General features: G+C 68.5%; 17 protein-coding genes. 10 read left to right on the top strand and 7 right to left on the bottom strand.

Going from position 1 to position 17,144, the window contains the following annotated elements; translation table 11 throughout:
• Positions 1-16 precede the first annotated feature (16 nt).
• Together DMO17_RS05485 and DMO17_RS05490 are read left to right on the top strand one after the other, a co-directional pair.
• Positions 17-667: a methylamine utilization protein gene (locus DMO17_RS05485; RefSeq protein WP_110681483.1), complete on the top strand. Its 651-nt coding sequence runs from the start codon at positions 17-19 to the stop codon at positions 665-667.
• Positions 664-3,015, top strand: coding sequence for a putative bifunctional diguanylate cyclase/phosphodiesterase (locus DMO17_RS05490; protein ID WP_110681485.1), 2,352 nt, complete (start codon positions 664-666; stop codon positions 3,013-3,015). Before DMO17_RS05485 ends, DMO17_RS05490 begins: the two co-directional genes overlap by 4 nt.
• A 20-nt stretch (positions 3,016-3,035) precedes the next feature.
• Here the strand turns inward: DMO17_RS05490 and DMO17_RS05495 are convergent, their stop codons facing one another.
• Positions 3,036-4,520: a flavin-containing monooxygenase gene (locus tag DMO17_RS05495; protein WP_110681487.1), complete on the bottom strand. Its 1,485-nt coding sequence runs from the start codon at positions 4,518-4,520 to the stop codon at positions 3,036-3,038.
• Positions 4,521-4,641: 121 nt separating this feature from the next.
• Here DMO17_RS05495 and ppk2 point away from each other — a divergent pair, with 121 nt between their 5' ends.
• The gene (gene ppk2, locus DMO17_RS05500; RefSeq protein ID WP_110681489.1) at positions 4,642-5,457 is read left to right on the top strand and encodes a polyphosphate kinase 2; all 816 of its coding nucleotides are present in this window, start codon (positions 4,642-4,644) and stop codon (positions 5,455-5,457) included.
• A gap of 85 nt (positions 5,458-5,542) precedes the next feature.
• On the top strand, positions 5,543-6,589 hold the full coding sequence (locus DMO17_RS05505) for a DUF2235 domain-containing protein (protein WP_110681491.1): 1,047 nt from the start codon (positions 5,543-5,545) through the stop codon (positions 6,587-6,589).
• Positions 6,590-6,608: 19 nt separating this feature from the next.
• Here DMO17_RS05505 and DMO17_RS05510 read toward each other — a convergent pair whose 3' ends face one another.
• On the bottom strand, positions 6,609-7,874 hold the full coding sequence (locus DMO17_RS05510; protein ID WP_110681493.1) for a uracil-xanthine permease family protein: 1,266 nt from the start codon (positions 7,872-7,874) through the stop codon (positions 6,609-6,611).
• Between the two features lie 2 nt (positions 7,875-7,876).
• On the bottom strand, positions 7,877-8,515 hold the full coding sequence (gene upp / locus DMO17_RS05515) for a uracil phosphoribosyltransferase (protein WP_110681494.1): 639 nt from the start codon (positions 8,513-8,515) through the stop codon (positions 7,877-7,879).
• A 272-nt stretch (positions 8,516-8,787) separates the two neighbouring features.
• On the opposite strand from upp, the gene DMO17_RS05520 reads away from it, so the two are divergent.
• Together DMO17_RS05520 and DMO17_RS05525 are read left to right on the top strand one after the other, a co-directional pair.
• Positions 8,788-9,345 (top strand): hypoxanthine-guanine phosphoribosyltransferase, encoded by a 558-nt coding sequence (locus DMO17_RS05520; RefSeq protein WP_110681496.1) that lies wholly within the window; start codon positions 8,788-8,790, stop codon positions 9,343-9,345.
• Complete coding sequence (locus tag DMO17_RS05525) at positions 9,346-9,816, top strand: WbuC family cupin fold metalloprotein (RefSeq protein WP_110681498.1); 471 nt, start codon at positions 9,346-9,348, stop codon at positions 9,814-9,816.
• 93 nt (positions 9,817-9,909) lie between these two features.
• Here DMO17_RS05525 and dauA read toward each other — a convergent pair whose 3' ends face one another.
• Positions 9,910-11,625 carry a C4-dicarboxylic acid transporter DauA gene (gene dauA, locus DMO17_RS05530; RefSeq protein ID WP_110681500.1) on the bottom strand — a complete coding sequence of 572 codons (1,716 nt, stop codon included), beginning with the start codon at positions 11,623-11,625 and terminating at the stop codon, positions 9,910-9,912.
• Between the two features lie 145 nt (positions 11,626-11,770).
• Here dauA and DMO17_RS05535 point away from each other — a divergent pair, with 145 nt between their 5' ends.
• A complete protein-coding gene (locus DMO17_RS05535) occupies positions 11,771-12,085 on the top strand; it encodes a PA4642 family protein (protein ID WP_110681501.1) in 315 nt (104 codons plus the stop codon).
• A gap of 353 nt (positions 12,086-12,438) precedes the next feature.
• A complete protein-coding gene (gene mqo / locus DMO17_RS05540; protein WP_110681503.1) occupies positions 12,439-13,926 on the top strand; it encodes a malate dehydrogenase (quinone) in 1,488 nt (495 codons plus the stop codon).
• A 55-nt stretch (positions 13,927-13,981) separates the two neighbouring features.
• Here the strand turns inward: mqo and DMO17_RS05545 are convergent, their stop codons facing one another.
• Positions 13,982-14,215, bottom strand: coding sequence for a hypothetical protein (locus DMO17_RS05545; protein WP_110681505.1), 234 nt, complete (start codon positions 14,213-14,215; stop codon positions 13,982-13,984).
• 163 nt (positions 14,216-14,378) lie between these two features.
• Here DMO17_RS05545 and DMO17_RS05550 point away from each other — a divergent pair, with 163 nt between their 5' ends.
• Positions 14,379-14,966, top strand: a complete 588-nt coding sequence (locus DMO17_RS05550) for a YajG family lipoprotein (protein ID WP_110681507.1) — start codon at positions 14,379-14,381, stop codon at positions 14,964-14,966.
• Between the two features lie 56 nt (positions 14,967-15,022).
• On the opposite strand, the gene DMO17_RS05555 is transcribed toward DMO17_RS05550, so the two are convergent.
• Positions 15,023-15,229, bottom strand: a complete 207-nt coding sequence (locus tag DMO17_RS05555; protein ID WP_110681509.1) for a hypothetical protein — start codon at positions 15,227-15,229, stop codon at positions 15,023-15,025.
• A 322-nt stretch (positions 15,230-15,551) separates the two neighbouring features.
• Between DMO17_RS05555 and DMO17_RS05560 the strand changes: the two genes are divergently transcribed.
• Positions 15,552-15,833 carry a hypothetical protein gene (locus tag DMO17_RS05560; protein WP_110681511.1) on the top strand — a complete coding sequence of 94 codons (282 nt, stop codon included), beginning with the start codon at positions 15,552-15,554 and terminating at the stop codon, positions 15,831-15,833.
• A 59-nt stretch (positions 15,834-15,892) separates the two neighbouring features.
• Here the strand turns inward: DMO17_RS05560 and DMO17_RS05565 are convergent, their stop codons facing one another.
• Positions 15,893-17,059, bottom strand: a complete 1,167-nt coding sequence (locus DMO17_RS05565; RefSeq protein ID WP_110681513.1) for a 1-acyl-sn-glycerol-3-phosphate acyltransferase — start codon at positions 17,057-17,059, stop codon at positions 15,893-15,895.
• Between the last annotated feature and the right edge of the window lie 85 nt (positions 17,060-17,144).

Here is a 17,144-nt window from a genome sequence, read left to right on the forward strand (position 1 = left end):
AACTGGAGGGATGGCTATGGGCAGGCGGTACTGGGCGCTGGCGCTGGCGCTGGCGTGGCTGTGTTCGCCGCTGGCGGCGGCGACTCTGGAGGTGCAGTTGCGCGATGACCAGGGCCGGCCGCTGAGCGAGGCGGTGCTGTGGATCGAGCCGGGACCCGTGCAGGCGTTGCCACTCGCGGCCCATGTCGACCAGCGCAAGCGCCAGTTCGTGCCCTATATCCTCGCTGTACAGACCGGCACCCGGGTGAGTTTCCCCAACGCCGACCCGATCAACCACCACGTCTATTCCTTCTCCGCCGCCAAGCGCTTCGAGCTGCGCCTGCAGAAGAGCAGCGAGGCGCCGCAGGAGGTGCTGTTCGACAAGCCCGGCCTGGTCACCCTGGGCTGCAACATCCACGACTGGATGCTCGGCTTCGTGCTGGTGCTGGACAGCCCCTGGTTCGCCCAGACCGATGCCCGGGGGCTGGCGCGCATCGACTACACGCCCTCCGCCGGCCAGCGCCTGCACCTGTGGCACCCGCGCATCGCCGATGCCCCGGCGCAGCTGGTCCGCGCGCTGGACGGTGCAGGGCCGGTGAACTGGCAGCTGGTCGCGCCGCTCAGGCCAGACCCGCGGCCCAAGGAGCCCCAGGGGCGACCCAAGGGCAAGGGCGGCTACGCGCCATGAGCCTGCGCGGCAAGATCCTCGGTTTCTTCCTGCTGCTGCTGGTGGCGCTGATGCTGCTGCTGGCGCTACTGGTCTACCGCTCCACCTTCGGCCACAGCCTGCAGCAGGTGCAGGCGCAGCTGGGCTTCGCCCACCGCGTGCTGGCCAACGAGCTGCACAGCCGGCGCCAGGCGCAGAGCGCCATGGCCGAGCTGATCGCCAAGGACTTCACCCTGCTCGGCGAGATCGCCGACCTGGTGACCAGTCCGCAGCAGGAGGCGCAGTCGCTGTCCGCCGCGCTGGAGTCCTTCGCCTCGCGCAGCCAGGCCGGCTTCGCCCTGGTGCTGGCGCCGGACGGCCTGGTGCTGGCCGGCACCAGTACCGAGCTGGAGCCCGGCATGCGCCTGCCCTGGGCCGGGCTGCTGAACGCGGCCGAACCGGACAGCGCCGAGCGCCTGGTGGTGCTCGATGGTCGCGTGCTGCATATCAACCTGACGCCGATCTTCGCCCCGCGCCCCAACCTGATGGGCTGGCTGCTGATGGCCTTCGAGCTGGACGATGCGGCCGTCAGCCACCTGGCCGAGCTCAGCGGTGCCGACGTGGCGCTGCTCGACGGCGCGCCCGGCGCCTACCGGGTGCTAGCCAGCAACCTGGCCGATCTGCCACGCGCCGAGCTGGGCGGCAGCCATTTGCCGGACAGCGCCGAGGTCTTCCGTTTTCCCCTGCAGGGCCTGGAACAGCTGGCCCTGCGTGCACCGCTGGCCGGTACCGATGGCGACCTGCAGGTGCTGCTGATGCGCTCGCTGTCCGCCGAACTGGCCCACTACCGGCCATTGCAGTGGCAGCTGGCGGGCATCTTCGCCGCCGCCCTGCTGCTGGCCGGGCTCGGCGCCCTGTGGATCGCCAACACGGTGAGCCGGCCACTGGCGCAGATGGTGGAGAACGTGCGGCGTATCGCCGGCGGCGACTACCAGGCCAGCGTGGCCAGCCAGGCCGGTGGCGAGGTCGGCCTGCTGGCCCGCGAGTTCGTCGCCATGCAGCGCGGCATCGCCGAGCGCGAGGCCACCATCGGCTTCCTCGCCTACCGCGACCCGCTGACCCAGCTGGCCAATCGCAACCGTTTCGCCGCCGAGCTGCAGCAGGCCCTGGCCCAATGCCCGGCGGGGGAGGGCGTGGCGGTGCTGCTGATGGACCTGGACAACTTCAAGGACCTCAACGATACCCTCGGCCACGAGGCCGGCGACCAGTTGCTGTGCCTGCTCGCGCGGCGCCTGCAGGAGTTGCTGCGCGAGGGCGAGCAGCTGGCGCGCCTCGGCGGGGACGAGTTCGCTCTGCTGCTGCCGCGCTGCCACCCGGGCGACCTGATACCGGCCGCAGAGCACTACCGCGGCGCCCTGCAGCAGCCCTTCGTGGTACGCGGCATCGGCATGACCCTCAACGCCACCCTCGGCATCGCCCTGCATCCGGACCATGGCGAGAGTGCCGGCAGCCTGCTGCAGCATGCCGAGGTGGCCATGTACTGGGGCAAGGCGCAGCACGCGCCCTATGCGCTGTACCGCCCGGAGCTGGATCGTCACAGCCTGGTGCGCCTGGCGCTGATGAGCGAGCTAAAGGGCGCGGTGGAGCAGGGCCAGCTGAGCCTGTACTTCCAACCCAAGCTGGAGATTCGGGCGCGCCGCCTGCTCGGGGTGGAGTGCCTGGTGCGCTGGATTCATCCGGTGCACGGCTTCGTCCCCCCGGACGAGTTCATCCCCCTGGCCGAGCAGACCGGCAACGTCTGCGCGCTGACCCGCTGGGTGGTGCGTACCGCCCTGGCGCAGAGCCGCGCCTGGCATGACCAGGGGCTGGACCTGAAGGTAGCGGTCAACGTCTCCGCGCTGGACCTGGCCGATCCCGGCTTCGCCGGCTATATCGCCACCCAGCTGGCCGAGCACGGCGTGCCGCCGGCCGGCCTGGTGGTAGAAATCACCGAGAGCGCGGTGATGGCCGACCCCGAACTGGCCATGGGCCAGCTGCAGCAGCTGTGCGAGCTCGGCGTGCGCCTGTCGATCGACGACTACGGTACCGGCTACTCCAGCATGGCCCAGCTCAAGCGCCTGCCGGTGCACGAGCTGAAGATCGACAAGTCCTTCGTCCAGGACCTGCTGAGCAACCCGGACGACGACATCATCGTCCGCTCCACCGTCGAGCTGGGCCACAACATGGGGCTCAGGGTGGTGGCCGAGGGCGTGGAGACGGACGCCGTGCTGCAGCGCCTCGACCAGCTCGGCTGCGACATCGCCCAGGGCTACCTGCTGAGCAAGCCGCTGGCGCCGCAGGCCTTTGCCGACTGGCTGGCGCAGACCCACTGGGGCCTGCCGCGTCTCTAGGCTCCGGCGTTCGCCCCGACTTACAGCGGGGCTGCGAGCGGTTCGGCTGTCGCCGGCGAGGAGAACTGCAGGCAGCCATCCTCGAGGCGGGCGTAGCGCAGCAGGAGCAGGTCCAGCAGGTAGTTCTGGTACAGCTTCCAGGGCAGGCGGTCGCCCTGGCTTGGCAGCAGGTGGGCGGCGCGGCGGATGTAGCCGGACTGCAGGTCGAGGAAAGGCGTCGGGCGTACCCGGCCGCTGGGCTCGCGCGGGGTCACCTGGCGCATGCCGCTGGCCTCCATGTGGCGCAGCAGGCGGCACAGGTACTGGCAGGAGAGGTCGGCCTTGAGGGTCCAGCTGGCGTTGGTGTAGCCCAGTACCACGGCGGCATTGGGCAGGTCGCGCAGCATGATGCCGCGGTAGCCCATGCTTTGCGCGGCGTCGAAGGGCTGGCCGTCGACCGCCAGCTGCATGCCGCCGAACAGCTGCAGCTGCAGGCCGGTGGCGCTGACGATGGTGTCGGCGGCCAGCTCGCGGCCGGACTGCAGGCGGACGCCGCCGGCGGTGAGGCACTCGATCGGCTCGGTGACCATGTCCGCCTGGCCGCTGCGCAGCGCGGCGAACAGGTCGCCGTCCGGCACGGCGCAGACCCGCTCGTCCCAGGGCCGGTAGCGCGGGCTGAAGTGGCGCATGTCGAAGTCCGCATCCAGCTGCCGCCGCACCAGGCCCAGCAGCAGGCGCCGCACCAGGCCGGGGAAGCTCCTGGCCAGCTTGTGGAAGAGCATCTGCAGGGCCACGTTGCGGGTGCGCGCGATGCGGTACACCCAGGTTTCCGGCAGCAGCTTGCGCAGCCCGGCGAGCAGGCGGTCGTGCTGCGGCAGGTTGATCACGTAGCTCGGCGAGCGCTGCAGCAGGGTCACCTGCGCGCCGCGTGCCGCCAGCGCTGGCACCAGGGTCACGGCGGTGGCGCCGCTGCCGATCACCACGATGCGCCGGCCGGCCGGGTCATAGTCCTGCGGCCAGTGCTGCGGGTGGATGAAGGTGCCCCGGTAGTCCGCGCGCCCCGGGAAGTCCGGGGTGTAGCCGGCCTCGTAGCGGTAGTAGCCGGTGCACAGCAGCAGGAAGCGGCAACTCAGGTGCCGCGGCTCGGCCTCGTCGGCGCAGCGTACCTGCAGGGTCCAGGTGGCGCTGGCGCTGTCCCAGTCGGCGCGCAGCACCCGGTGGCGGTAGCGGATCAGCGTGTCGACGCCGTGTTCGCGGGCGGTGTCCGCGAGGTAGCGGCGGATCGCCGGGCCGTCGGCGATGGCCTGCGCATCGGTCCAGGGGCGGAAGCCGTAGCCCAGGGTGTACATGTCCGAGTCGGAGCGGATGCCCGGGTAGCGGAACAGGTCCCAGGTGCCGCCCAGCGCCTCGCGCCCCTCGAGGATGGCCAGGCGCTGGCCCGGCAGCTCGCGGCGCAGGTGGCAGGCGGCGCCGATGCCGGAAAGGCCGGCGCCGACGATCAGGACATCCAGGTGTTCGATGGACATGCGTGCTCCTCGTGGCGTGGCGTCGGATCAGCCTAGCGCGCCGTTGATCCGGCGCAAGGCAGCCTCGGCTCCAGGGTCTAGGCTGATAGCCATGACTGTCCACCCACAACAGGAGTTCGCCATGGCCAAAGCCAAGGACAAAAGCGTCAAGCCGCAGGTTGCTGCGCAGAAGCTCGGGCGCAAGGACTACGAGAAGGCCCTGGCGCAGCTGCACGTCGAGCTGGTCAAGCTGCAGCAGTGGGTGGTGGCCAGTGGGGCCAAGGTGGTGATCGTCTTCGAGGGGCGCGATGGCGCCGGCAAGGGCGGCACCATCAAGGCGCTCACCGAGCGGGTCAGTCCCAGGGTGTTCCGCGTGGTGGCGCTGCCGGCGCCGACCGAGCGGGAGAAGAGCCAGATGTATGTGCAGCGTTACCTGACGCAGATGCCGGCGGCCGGCGAGATCGTGATCTTCGACCGCAGCTGGTACAACCGCGCCGGCGTGGAGCGGGTCATGGGTTTCTGCAGCGAGGCGCAGGTGAAGAAGTTCCTCGCCCTGGCGCCGCTGTTCGAGCGCACCATGGTTGAGTCGGGGATCATCCTGCTCAAGTACTGGCTGGAGGTCAGCCCGGAAGAGCAGGAGCGGCGTCTGCACGCGCGCATCGACGACGGGCGCAAGGTGTGGAAGCTGTCGCCCATGGACATCAAGTCGTTCGACCGCTGGGACGACTACACCCGCGCCCGCGACGAGATGTTCGAGTCCACCGACACGCCCTGGGCGCCCTGGTTCGTCGCCCGCTCGGAGGACAAGAAACGGGTGCGCCTGAACCTGATCAGCCACCTGTTGCAGCAGATTCCCTACCAGCCGGTGGAGCAGCCCAAGGTCAAGCTGCCCAAGCGCAAGATCGGCAAGTACCAGCCGGCCAACTACCCGTTCAAGTACATCGCCGAGCCCTTCTGAGCGAGGCCACATCCGCGGTGGGATCGAACGCCGTCTTTCCCGAGAGCCATTGCCAGGCAGGCGCAGCGCGCCAAGGAGGCAGCCCATGGCAGAGCAGAAAGAGCGCCTGATCCTGCTGTTCGACGGCACCTGGAACGATCCGCAGGACCGCACCAACGTCTATCGCCTGTCGCGCTGCCTCGAGGATTTCGACGGCAAGCTGCGCCAGCGTTTCTTCTACGACCCCGGCGTGGGCACCACGCCGCTGACCCGCTTGGCCGGCGGGGCCTTCGGCAGCGGCCTGAGCCGCAACCTGCTGGAGGGCTACGACTGGCTGGTGCGGCGCTACCTGCAGGGCAGCGAGATCTTCGTCTTCGGCTTCAGCCGTGGCGCCTACACCGCGCGCAGCCTGGTCGGCATGCTGCGCAAGTGCGGCCTGCTGCACACTTCGACGCCCGTGCTGCTGAAGCAGGCCGAGGCGCTCTATCGCAACAAGGCGGTGGCGCCTGACGACAGCCTGGCCTGTGGCTTCCGGCAGAAGTACAGCCGCGATGTGGAAGTGGCCCTGGTCGGCGTGTGGGACACGGTCGGCGCGCTCGGCGTACCGGGCACCCGGGTCTCGGAGCGCGGCCTGTATGCCTGGCACGACACCCAGCTGTCGAAGATCGTGCGCCGCGCCTACCACGCGATGGCTCTGGACGAATTTCGCGCGGCCTACGATGTGGCGCCGTGGGCCGGCCAGCACAAGCCCGGGCAGCTGGAGGTGGAGCAGCGCTGGTTCATCGGCGCCCATGCCAACGTGGGCGGTGGTTACGAGCAGGACGCGCTGTGCGAACTGCCGCTGGCCTGGATGCTGCGCAAGGCCGCCGACGCCGGGCTCAGGCTGAAGCTGCCGCCGCTGGTCGAAGACGCCTGGATGGGGCGCCCGGCAGCGTCCTACGAGGACTTCATGGGGGGCGCTTATGCCGCCTGGCGCAGGGCCTGGCGCGGTGGCGACGGTCGTCACTACCGGCTGTTCGATCGGGACGACAGGGGCAACCGGGCGCTGGGGGTGACGGTCGATCCGTCGGTCTGGCGGCGCTGGCGACAGGATGCGGGCTATCGCCCGCGGACCCTGACCGACGCCGGGGTGCAGCCGCCGCACGACGCCTGAGGCAGCGTGCGGCGCATCCTCAGATTTCCGGATCGATCTGCGGGTGCTTGTGCCAGGCGCTGCCGCCGGGCAGCAACAGGTTCAGCGCCAAGGCGGCGATGGCGCACAGGGAGATGCCGGAAAGGGCGAATTCCTGGCCGCCGATGACCATGCCGCCGATGCCGAACACCAGGGTCACCGAGACGATGATCAGGTTGCGTGCCTCGGACAGGTCGACCTGGTGGCGGATCAGGGTGTTCAGGCCGACCACCGCGATGGAGCCGAACAGCAGGCAGAGGATGCCGCCCATCACCGGCACCGGGATGGCCTGCAGCGCCGCGCCGAACTTGCCGATGAAGGCCAGGGCGATGGCGAACACGGCGGCCCAGGTCATGATCTTCGGGTTGAAGTTCTTGGTCAGCATCACCGCGCCGGTCACCTCGGCGTAGGTGGTGTTGGGCGGGCCGCCGAACAGGCCGGCGGCCGAGGTGGCCAGGCCGTCGCCAAGCAGGGTGCGGTGCAGGCCGGGCTTCTTGATGAAGTTGTTGCCGGTGACGCTGCCGATGGCCACCACCCCGCCGATATGCTCGATGGCCGGAGCCAGGGCCACCGGCACTATGTAGAGGATGGCGCCCCAGTGCAGCTCGGGGGCGACGAAGGCCGGCAGCGCCAGCCAGGGCGCGGCGGCGATGGCGTCGGTCTTGATCACGCCGAAGAAGGCGGCCAGCAGGCAGCCCACGGCGATGCCGGCGAGGATCGGCACCAGGCGCAGCAGCCCCTTGCCGAGCACGGCCACCAGCAGGGTGGTGACCAGTGCCGGCATGGAGATCAGCATGGCGGTCTGGTAGGGCACCAGCTCCATGGCGCCGTCGCCGCTCTTGCCCATGGCCATGTTCACCGCCACCGGCGACAGGGCCAGGCCGATGGAGATGATCACCGGCGCGATCACCACCGGCGGCAGCAGGCGGTCGATGAAGCCGGCGCCACGCACCCGCACCAGCGCGCTGAGCACCACGTAGACCAGGCCGGCGGCGACTATGCCGCCGAGCACCGCGGGCAGGCCGAACTGGCCCTTGGCGGCGATGATCGGCGCGATGAAGGCGAAGCTCGACGCCAGGAACACCGGCACCTGGCGGCCGGTGACCAGCTGGAACAGCAGGGTGCCGACGCCGGCGGTGAACAGCGCCACGTTAGGGTCCATGCCGGTGATCAGCGGCATCAGCACCAGGGCACCGAAGGCCACGAAGAGCATCTGCGCGCCGGAGATCACCTGGCGCCAGAGGGGGTCGTTGAACTGCTGGGTCATGCTCAGGCGTCCTTCTGCTTGGTGCCGAAGATCTTGTCGCCGGCATCGCCCAGGCCGGGAATGATGTAGCCGTGTTCGTTGAGGCGCTGGTCGATGGAGGCGGTGTAGATCACCACGTCAGGGTGGGCGTCCTCGACCGCCTGGATGCCTTCCGGCGCGGCGACCAGGACCATGGCGCGGATTTCCTTGCAGCCGGCCTTCTTCAGCAGGTCGATGGTGGCGACCAGGGAGCCGCCGGTGGCCAGCATGGGGTCGACGATCAGCGCCAGGCGCTCGTCGATCTCCGGCGCCAGCTTCTCCAGGTAGGTGTGCGCCTGCAGGGTCTCCTCGTTGCGGGCGATGCCCACGGCGCTGACCTTGGCTCCCGGCACCAGGCTTAGCACGCCGTCGAGCATGCCGATGCCGGCACGCAGGATCGGCACCACGGTGATCTTCTTGCCGGCGATCTTCTCCACCTGCACCGGCCCGGCCCAGCCCTGGATCTCGTAACTTTCCAGCGGCAGGTCGTTGGTCGCCTCGTAGGTCAGCAGGGCGCCCACTTCCTGGGCCAGTTCGCGAAAATTCTTGGTACTGATGTCGGCGCGACGCATCAGGCCGAGCTTGTGGCGGATCAGCGGGTGGCGGATCTCACGGATGGGCATGCGGAGTTCTCCGGGCGGGCAAAAATTCTGGCTAGAGTAAAGCACTGCTGATGCCAGATAGAAGCCGCGCAGTTTACCGATTCGCCTGAGCGAATGGTCAGAAAATACGCCGCCAGGCTTGCCCTCCAGCGCTCATCTGAGTAACTTTGCCGGCCATTTTTTATGACCTACCATCCTTGGCGGTCACCCTTCGGGCCGTCGCTGGCGCGACGTTAAAAATTGCTCCCGGCAATTTTTTAACCAGCCCTCTTTCTACTTATCCGGAGTACGCCATGTCAGCCGATCTCGCCCATATCCGCCAAGTCATGGCCGAAGCCGATTGCCTGTTCACCGAGGCCCAGGTCGAGGCCGCCATCGAGCAGGTCGGCGCGACCATCAGCGCTGAGCTGGCCGAGAGCAATCCGGTGGTGTTCTGCGTGATGAACGGCGGCCTGATCTTCGCCGGCAAGCTGCTGCCCAAGCTGAACTTCCCGCTGGAACTGTCCTACCTGCACGCCACCCGCTACCGCAGCGAGACCACCGGCGGCGAGCTGTTCTGGAAGGCCAAGCCGGAAATCTCCTTCATCGACCGCGAAGTGCTGATCATCGACGACATCCTCGACGAGGGGCACACCCTGGCGGCCATCATCGAGTTCTGCAAGCACGCCGGCGCCCGCGCCGTGCACACCGCCGTGCTGATCGACAAGGATCACGACCGCAAGGCCCGCCCGGACCTCAAGGCCGACTACGTGGGGCTGTCCTGCGAGGATCGTTTCATCTTCGGCTACGGCATGGACTACAAGGGCTACTGGCGCAATGCCGCCGGCATCTACGCGGTGAAAGGCCTGTAAGTGCGCGCACCGGCCTTTCTCGACCGTACCCTGTTCGCCAAGCTGGCGGGCCAGGCCGGCCAGAGCCCGCGCCGGCGCGCCCACCACAACCTGCACGAGATGAGCGAGCCCTGCCATCGCCTGGCGGTGGGGCTGCAGCCGGACACCTATATCCCGCCCCATCGCCACCTGAGTGCCGACAAGGCCGAGACCCTGCTGGTGCTTCAGGGGTGCCTGGGCCTGCTGCTGTTCGGCGAGCAGGGCGAGCTGCAGCAGACCCGCCTGCTCGAAGCCGGCGGCGAATGCGTCGGGGTCGACCTGGCGCCCGGCCAGTTCCATGCCCTGGTGGTGCTGGAGGCGGACAGCATCCTCTTCGAATGCAAGGCCGGGCCCTACCGCCCGCTGGTCGAGGCCGAGCAGGCGGCCTGGGCGCCGCGCGAAGGCGAGCCCGGCGTAGCCGAGTACCTGGCCTGGATGCGCGCACAGTTCTAAACGCCTGCTCAGAGACTGCTGCGCGCTGAAGCCGCAGGTAGCCCGGATGCAATCCGGAAAAGCAGGCGACTCCGCGCCCGGAGTGCATCCGGGCTACGGACTGGCCTCCAGCCAGTCCAGCGCCTTGGCCCGCGCCTGCGCCAAGTCACGGGCGAAGGCCAGCACCCCGGGCTCGCGGCGGATGCCGGCGCGGCGCAGCTTCAGGCGCAGGTTGGCCGAGGCGCCGCTGAGCACCAGGCCGACCCCCTGCTGGCGGTAGTCGCGCAGCACATTCTCCAGCGCCGCCAGGGCGGTCATGTCCAGCAGCGGCACGGCGCTCATCTCCACCACCACCACCTTCACCCCGGGGTTGAAGCGGCGCAGCACGCTCAGCGCCTTCTCCGCCGCGCCGAAGAACAGCGGGCCGCGGATACTGTAGGCCAGCACCCCGTCCGGCAGCTCGCCGAGCAGCGCCAGCTGCTGGCGCGGCAACGGCTGGGCATCGGTCAGCTCGCTCATGCGCTTGATGAACAGGCCGGCGGCCAGCAGCAGGCCGACGCCGACGGCCAGCACCATGTCGAACAGCACAGTCAGCGCCAGGCAGGTCAGCAGTACCAGCACGTCGCTGCGCGGGGCGATGCGCAGGGTGTGCAGCACGTGGTGCGGCTCGCTCATGTTCCACGCCACCACCAGCAGCAGGGCGGCCAGCGAGGCCATCGGCAGGTAGCTGAACAGCGGCGCGAGCAGGAGCATGGCCAGCAGCACCACGCCGGCATGCACGATGGCCGCCAATGGCGAATAGGCGCCGGCCCGCACGTTGGCCGCCGAGCGGGCGATGGCGGCGGTGGCGGTGATGCCGCCGAACAGCGGGGCGACCAGGTTGCCCAGGCCCTGGCCGAGCAGCTCGCCGTTGGGGTCGTGCTTGCTGCCGGTCATGCCGTCGGCCACCACCGCGCACAGCAGCGACTCGATGGCACCGAGCATGGCGATGGCGAAGGCCGGCGCCAGCAGCTGGCGGATCAGCTCGAAGGACAGCACCAGCGGCTGGCCGTCCGGGCCCGGCAGCTGCCAGGGCCAGGCGAAGGCCGGCAGGAAGGGCGGGATGCCCGGCTGGCTGACGCCATCCAGGCTGTAGCTGAAGCGCTCGCCGAGGGTCGCCACCGGCAGGCCGGCGGCCTCCAGCAGCAACGCGGCCAGCACGCCGACCGCCAGCGCCACCAGGTGCCCCGGCACCCTGGGCGCCAGGCGCGGCCAGAGCAGCAGGGTGGCCAGGCTGACGGCGGCGGTCAGCGCGTCGCCGGGGCGGAAATCCGGCAGGGCCTGGCCGAGCAGGGCGAGCTGGTCGAGGAAGTGCTGCGGCGCACCGTCCAGGCGCAGGCCGAGCAGGTCCTTGATCTGCAGCACGGCGATGACGATGCCGATGCCGGCGGTGAAGCCCAGCGTCACCGGGTAGGGCACGAACTCGATCAGCCGGCCGGCGCGCAGCAGCCCCAGGGCGATCAGGATCAGCCCGGCCAGCATGCTGCACAGCAACAGGCCGCCGAGGCCGAACTGCTGGGTGATCGGCAGCAGGATGACGACGAAGGCGGCGGTGGGCCCGGAGATGTTGAAGCGCGAGCCGCCGCACAGGGCGATCAGCGGCGCGGCCACCAGCACGGTGTACAGGCCGTGCTGCGGCGCCACGCCGACGGCGATGGCCAGGGCCATGGCCAGCGGGATGGCGATGATGCCGACGGTGAGGCCGGCGGCCAGATCGCCGCGCAGGGCCTGCAGGGAATAACCGGCGGCCAGGACCTGGCGCCAGGCGGCGAACAGCGAAGGTAAGCGCATCGCGGACTCCAGCAAAGACCCTGCACATTATAGGGATAGCGGCTGCGCGCTTGGCGAGCCCCAGCCTCTGCTTTAGTCGCGTTGAGTGGCGCACGGGGCAAGGGTAAACTGCCGGCCCCGTGATATCCGCTAGCTGGAGTGCGTGATGCGTAAAGACAAGAAACAGGTGATCGGCGAAGAGATCAGCGAGGACTCCATCAAGCTGTTCCTCTCTGTCGAGCCGGCGGACGCCACGCCGCCGTCCCTGCACAAGCTGGTCAAGGCCTACCGTGGCCTGCGCATCGACGACTTCGAGCGCTTCCTGACCTTCTTCAAGGAGGCCGGCTACGACCTGGATGCCAAGGATGCCCGGGGCAACGACTTCATCGCCCTGATCGCCGACCAGCGCCTGGCCGAGCCCTATATAGAGGCGGTAAAAGCGGCGAAAGCCGGATTGGTCGTGGGAAAAATGACCGTCTGACCGGGCTCGTGCATTTTTTGCGACTGAATTCGCGGCATTAGTGGTATTGTGCGCGCCGAAAACTCCCGAGCCGGCGCCCCGACTGGCCTGGCGTACCCCGTGGTGCGCCCCGCGAGGGCCGCAGCAGAGCGGCCGAGGCCCTGCCGGGAGGGTGAAGAATTGAACGCGCGGGCTGCTAACAGGCGGCGCGCGCCGGACGAGGTTGCCCGCGTCGATCAGGCCAAGTCAGCGGCCACGATGTGAGCCCTCCGAAGCTCCAGGCACCCGTCTGGCTGCCAGTGATTAGACGTCGATGCGCGGCTCAAAAGGCCGATGTCAGCGACTTGGTACTGCAGATCTTGGAGAAGCGTTAAATGACGCAAGTCAATCACGAAACCGTGGATGTGCTGCTGGTCGGGGCCGGCATCATGAGCGCCACCCTGGCGGTGCTGCTCAAGGAGCTGGACCCCAGCCTCAAGCTGGAGATCGCCGAGCTGCGCTCCTCCGGCGCCATCGAGAGCTCCAACCCGTGGAACAACGCGGGTACCGGCCACGCCGGCCTGTGCGAGCTGAACTACACGCCGCAGGCGGCGGATGGCTCGGTGGACATCAAGAAGGCGGTGCAGATCAACACCCAGTTCGAGGTCTCCAAGCAGTTCTGGGCGTACCTGGCCGGCAAGAGCGCGTTCGGTTCGCCGAGGAACTTCATCAATCCGGTGCCGCACCTGAGCTTCGTGCGCGGCGACAAGGACATCGCCTTCCTCAAGAAGCGCCATGAGCTGCTCAGCCGTCACCATGCCTTCGAAAGCATGGAGTACACCGAAGACAAGGCCGCCATGGCCGAATGGATGCCGCTGATGATGCAGGGCCGCGATGCCAACGAGCGCATCGCCGCCACCCGCGCGCAGAACGGCACCGACGTCAACTTCGGCGCGCTGACCAACCAGCTGCTGCAGTACCTGGCCAGCCAGGGCGGCATCAGCGTCAGCTACAACCAGAAGGTCGTCGGCCTCAAGCGCACCAGCCAGGGCTGGAGCGTACAGGCCAAGAACACCAAGAACGGCGGGCAGCGCGAGATCCAGGCCAAGTTCGTCTTCCTTGGCGCCGGCGGCGGCGCCCTGCCGCTGCTGCAGATGTCCGGCATCCCGGAAGGCAAGGGCTTCGGCGGCTTCCCGGTGAGCGGCCAGTGGCTGCGCTGCGACAACCCGGAAGTGGTCAAGCTGCACCAGGCCAAGGTCTACAGCCAGGCCGAAGTCGGCGCGCCGCCGATGTCCGTGCCGCACCTGGACACCCGCGTGGTGGACGGCAAGACCTCGCTGCTGTTCGGCCCCTACGCCGGCTTCACCACCAAGTTCCTCAAGTACGGCTCGTTCCTCGACCTGCCGCTGTCGGTGCGCCCGAGCAACATCGGCCCGATGCTGGCGGTGGCCCGCGACAACATGGACCTGACTCGCTACCTGATCAAGGAAGTGCTGCAGTCCCAGGAACAGCGCCTGGAGTCCCTGCGCAAGTTCTACCCGCAGGCCAAGGCCGAGGACTGGAGCCTGGAAATCGCCGGCCAGCGCGTGCAGATCATCAAGAAGGACGCCAAGAAGGGCGGCATCCTGCAGTTCGGCACCGAACTGGTGGCGGCCGAGGACGGCACCATCGCCGCCCTGCTGGGTGCCTCGCCGGGCGCCTCGGTGACCGTGTCGATCATGCTCAACCTGATCGAGCGCTGCTTCGCCGAGCAGGCCCGCAGCGAGGCCTGGGCCAGCAAGCTGCGGGAGATCTTCCCGGCGCGCGAGAAGGTGCTGGAAGAGGACGCCGCGCTGTACCGCGAAGTGGCCGCCGCCAGCGCCAAGGCCCTGCAGCTCGCCTGAGCCGCCGTGCCATGAAAAAAGCCGCCCACGGGCGGCTTTTTCGTTTTCGCCTGGCTCAGGCCGCCAGGGCCAGGCGCGTGCCTCTGTCACGCGGGGCTGCTGCCAGCCGGGCGTCCTGCGGCAGCGGCCGGCCCAGCCAGCTGGCCCGCAGCTCGCGGACTTCCACCCAGCCCGCCTCGCTCGGCGGGGTATGCGCTTCGCGCAGGGCGCGGCACTGGCCCTGTGCGTCCAGCAGGACGAAGTAGCGGCGCTTCGGGCGCGGGGTAAGCAGGGACCACAGACTCAGCATGGGGACAATCCTCCTGGTTGCCGGATCCTTATGCCAGGCGGCGGTGACAGGGCGATGACAGGAACCGCCGGGGCCTGGCACGGGTCATACACGGCTGTCGGCAGGGCAGGGTGCTGGGTATACTGCCGGCCATTTTCCGCAGCCACCTTTCTGGAGATCGCCCATGAAGAAATACCTGCTGTTCGGTCTGCTTGCCGCGCTTGGCGTCAGCCTGGTCGGCTGTGCCCACAGCCCGCAGCAACTGCGTCCGCAGCCGCGCCTGACCGCGCAGCTGGCACCGGTCGGCCAGGGCCAGCCGGTGGTGGTGCGGGTGGTCGACGGTCGCCAGTCGCCGGTGCTCGGCACCCGCGGCGGCCTCTACCCGGAGACCAGTGCCATCAGCGTGCAGGGCCAGGACATCCTGCCGCGCCTGCAGACCGAGGCCGAGGCGGCCGTGCGCCTGCTCGGCTTCACTCCCAGCCAGAATGCCTACAACGCGCCGCAGCTGACCCTGACCCTGGTCGACCTGAAATACCAGTCGCCCAAGGACAGCACCTACGTGACCGAGGCCAACATCAGTGCCAGCTTCCGCGCCGACGTGCAGAACAGCAGCCGGCGCTACAGCGGCCGCTATGGTGCCTCGCTGAACCAGCGCTTCGGCATGGCGCCGAACCAGGAGACCAACACCAAGCTGGTGGCCGATGTGCTCAGCGATGCCCTGACCCGCACCTTCAAGGATCCGACCATCGGCCAGCTGCTCGGCCAGCCTTGAATCAGGCCCAGACATGAAAAAGCCCGGCATCTGCCGGGCTTTTTCATGTCTGGGCTTCAGGCCGCCTCGGCATACAGCTCCGGCAGGCTCAGGCCGGTGTGCTCGTCGATGTCCGGCAGGTCGTAGTGCTCGTGGCCGCCGAGGGAGCAGTAGATCAGCCAGTGATGGTCCTGCACGTTGATCGACAGTTCATCGACCACGGCCTCCACTTCGTCCAGCGAGTCGATCAGGTAGTCGTGGTCTACGGGTTGCGGGTTGAGCATGGCGGTTCCTCCGCTGTCATGGTGCGAAATCGGTCATGGCGTATGACTGATGGGTCACTGCGAGAGGATCAAACTCTAGGCCAGGTATATGACGGTTTTCAGACGAATTGGTGATGACCATTCACGCTCGTCGGAAACGGAACTTATAAGCAGCCACTTTCCAGTAGACTGCCGCCCGCCGCGACCCTGCTCGGCCCGTCCGGGCTGCCTGCTTTTGGTGCGCTGGTGGGCGCCGCCGAACGCTCTGCGTGGGGCCTTGCAGCCCGCCACGCCAGCTTCTGGTGCCGGCTTTTCCTGTTCATGGTGCATTCGAGGTGTTTTCGTGTCTCTGCAGTACCTCTGGAACCTGTTCTCCAACCACCCCGCCCAGGTGGTGAATGGCCTGGCCCTGTTCCTGGCCCTGGCCGGTGCCTGGCTGCTGCTGGCCACCCGGATCCGCGAGCAGCGCGCGGTGGCACGCCTGGCCGCCGCCAGCGACCTGGCCGACGACGCAGCCAGCTGGCTGGACGAGCCGACCCTGCGCATCAACCGTTTCTTCTTCCGCTTCGGCGGGGTCAGCCTGGCCGCGGCCCTGGCGCTGTCGTTCTACAGCACCGGCCTGTAGGGCGACGCGGATAGCAAAAAGGCAGCCCTCGGGCTGCCTTTTTCGTTAGCGCGCTGCCCTTACAGGGCCAGGCCGGCCTTGATCCGGTACTGGTTGCGCACCGGCGTGGCGTACTGGCGGATCAGCCAGGGGCGCTGCTGCGCGGGGCAGGCGTCGAGGCGGCGCTGCCATTCGCCACGGGCCTTGGCCAGTTCCTCGGCGGCGAACAGCTGCTCGGCGTCCGGCACCGGCAGTTCGGCGTCGCGCTCGTCCCACTGGGCATAGGCCAGGTAGTGCACCGGGAACAGGCGATAGCCGCCGAGGATGTGTCGGTCCATCAGGGCGGCCAGCTGCTTGGCATCCTCGAAGCCCTCGCGCACCGGCGCGCCGAAATGCACGTGGACGCGGCCCTTGTAGCCGGTGATGCCGAGGGCGATGCTGGCGTCATCCTCGCCCGGCGCCTTCTCGTAGTCGCCGGTGCTGGCGCGGATCTGCAGCTCGCGGGCCTTGGCCTGGTCACAGGGATCGTACTCGTAGCTGATCGACACCGGGATCAGGTTGAGCGCCGCCAGGGCCTCGGCAAACGGCTCGTCCTTGCGCGCCATGTGGAACATCTTGAGGATCGCCGAGTCGGTGCGGTCGTCGCCGTCCTTGGCCCGGCCCTCGGCCTGGGCGATCCAGATCGACTGGCCTTCCTCGCGGATCGAGTGGTTGATGTAGGCCGACAGCAGCTGGAAGGCCGCCAGCTTCTCGCGCCGCCCGGCGATGTTGCGGTGCACGATGAAGCTCTTGTTCAGGCGCATCAGGTCGCTGACGAAGGGGCGCTGCAGCAGGTTGTCGCCGATGGCGATGCGCGGCGTCGGCAGCCCGGCATGGAACACCGCGTAGTTGACGAAGGCCGGGTCCATCACGATGTCGCGGTGGTTGGCGAGGAACAGGTAGGGCGTGCCGGCCTTGAGCTGTTCCAGCCCGGAATAGCTGACGCCGTCGGTGGCGCGCTCCACGGTGCGGTCGATATAGGGCTCGATGCGCGCCTGCAGGGCGTCCACCGAAGCGATGCCGGCCGTCTCGCGTCGCAGCCGATGGGCTATAAGAGGTTTGAGCAGCCAGCCCATTGGCCCGGCCAGGCGCGGGAAGCGGAAGCGGGTGAGGGTGCCGAGGAAGGTATCGTCGCTCAACAGGCGCGCCAGTACGGCGGGGACTTCGTGGTCGGCGTAGGGTCGGATGGAATCGAATTCGCCCATCATGTTCTCGTTGTTCGGCTGCTCGGAACGCCCGCCAGGGGCGGCATGGCCCGCATGCAATGGGGCCAGCAATAGACCGGCGATTATA

The organism is Aquipseudomonas alcaligenes (genome assembly GCF_003205495.1).
GTDB lineage: Bacteria > Pseudomonadota > Gammaproteobacteria > Pseudomonadales > Pseudomonadaceae > Aquipseudomonas > Aquipseudomonas alcaligenes_B.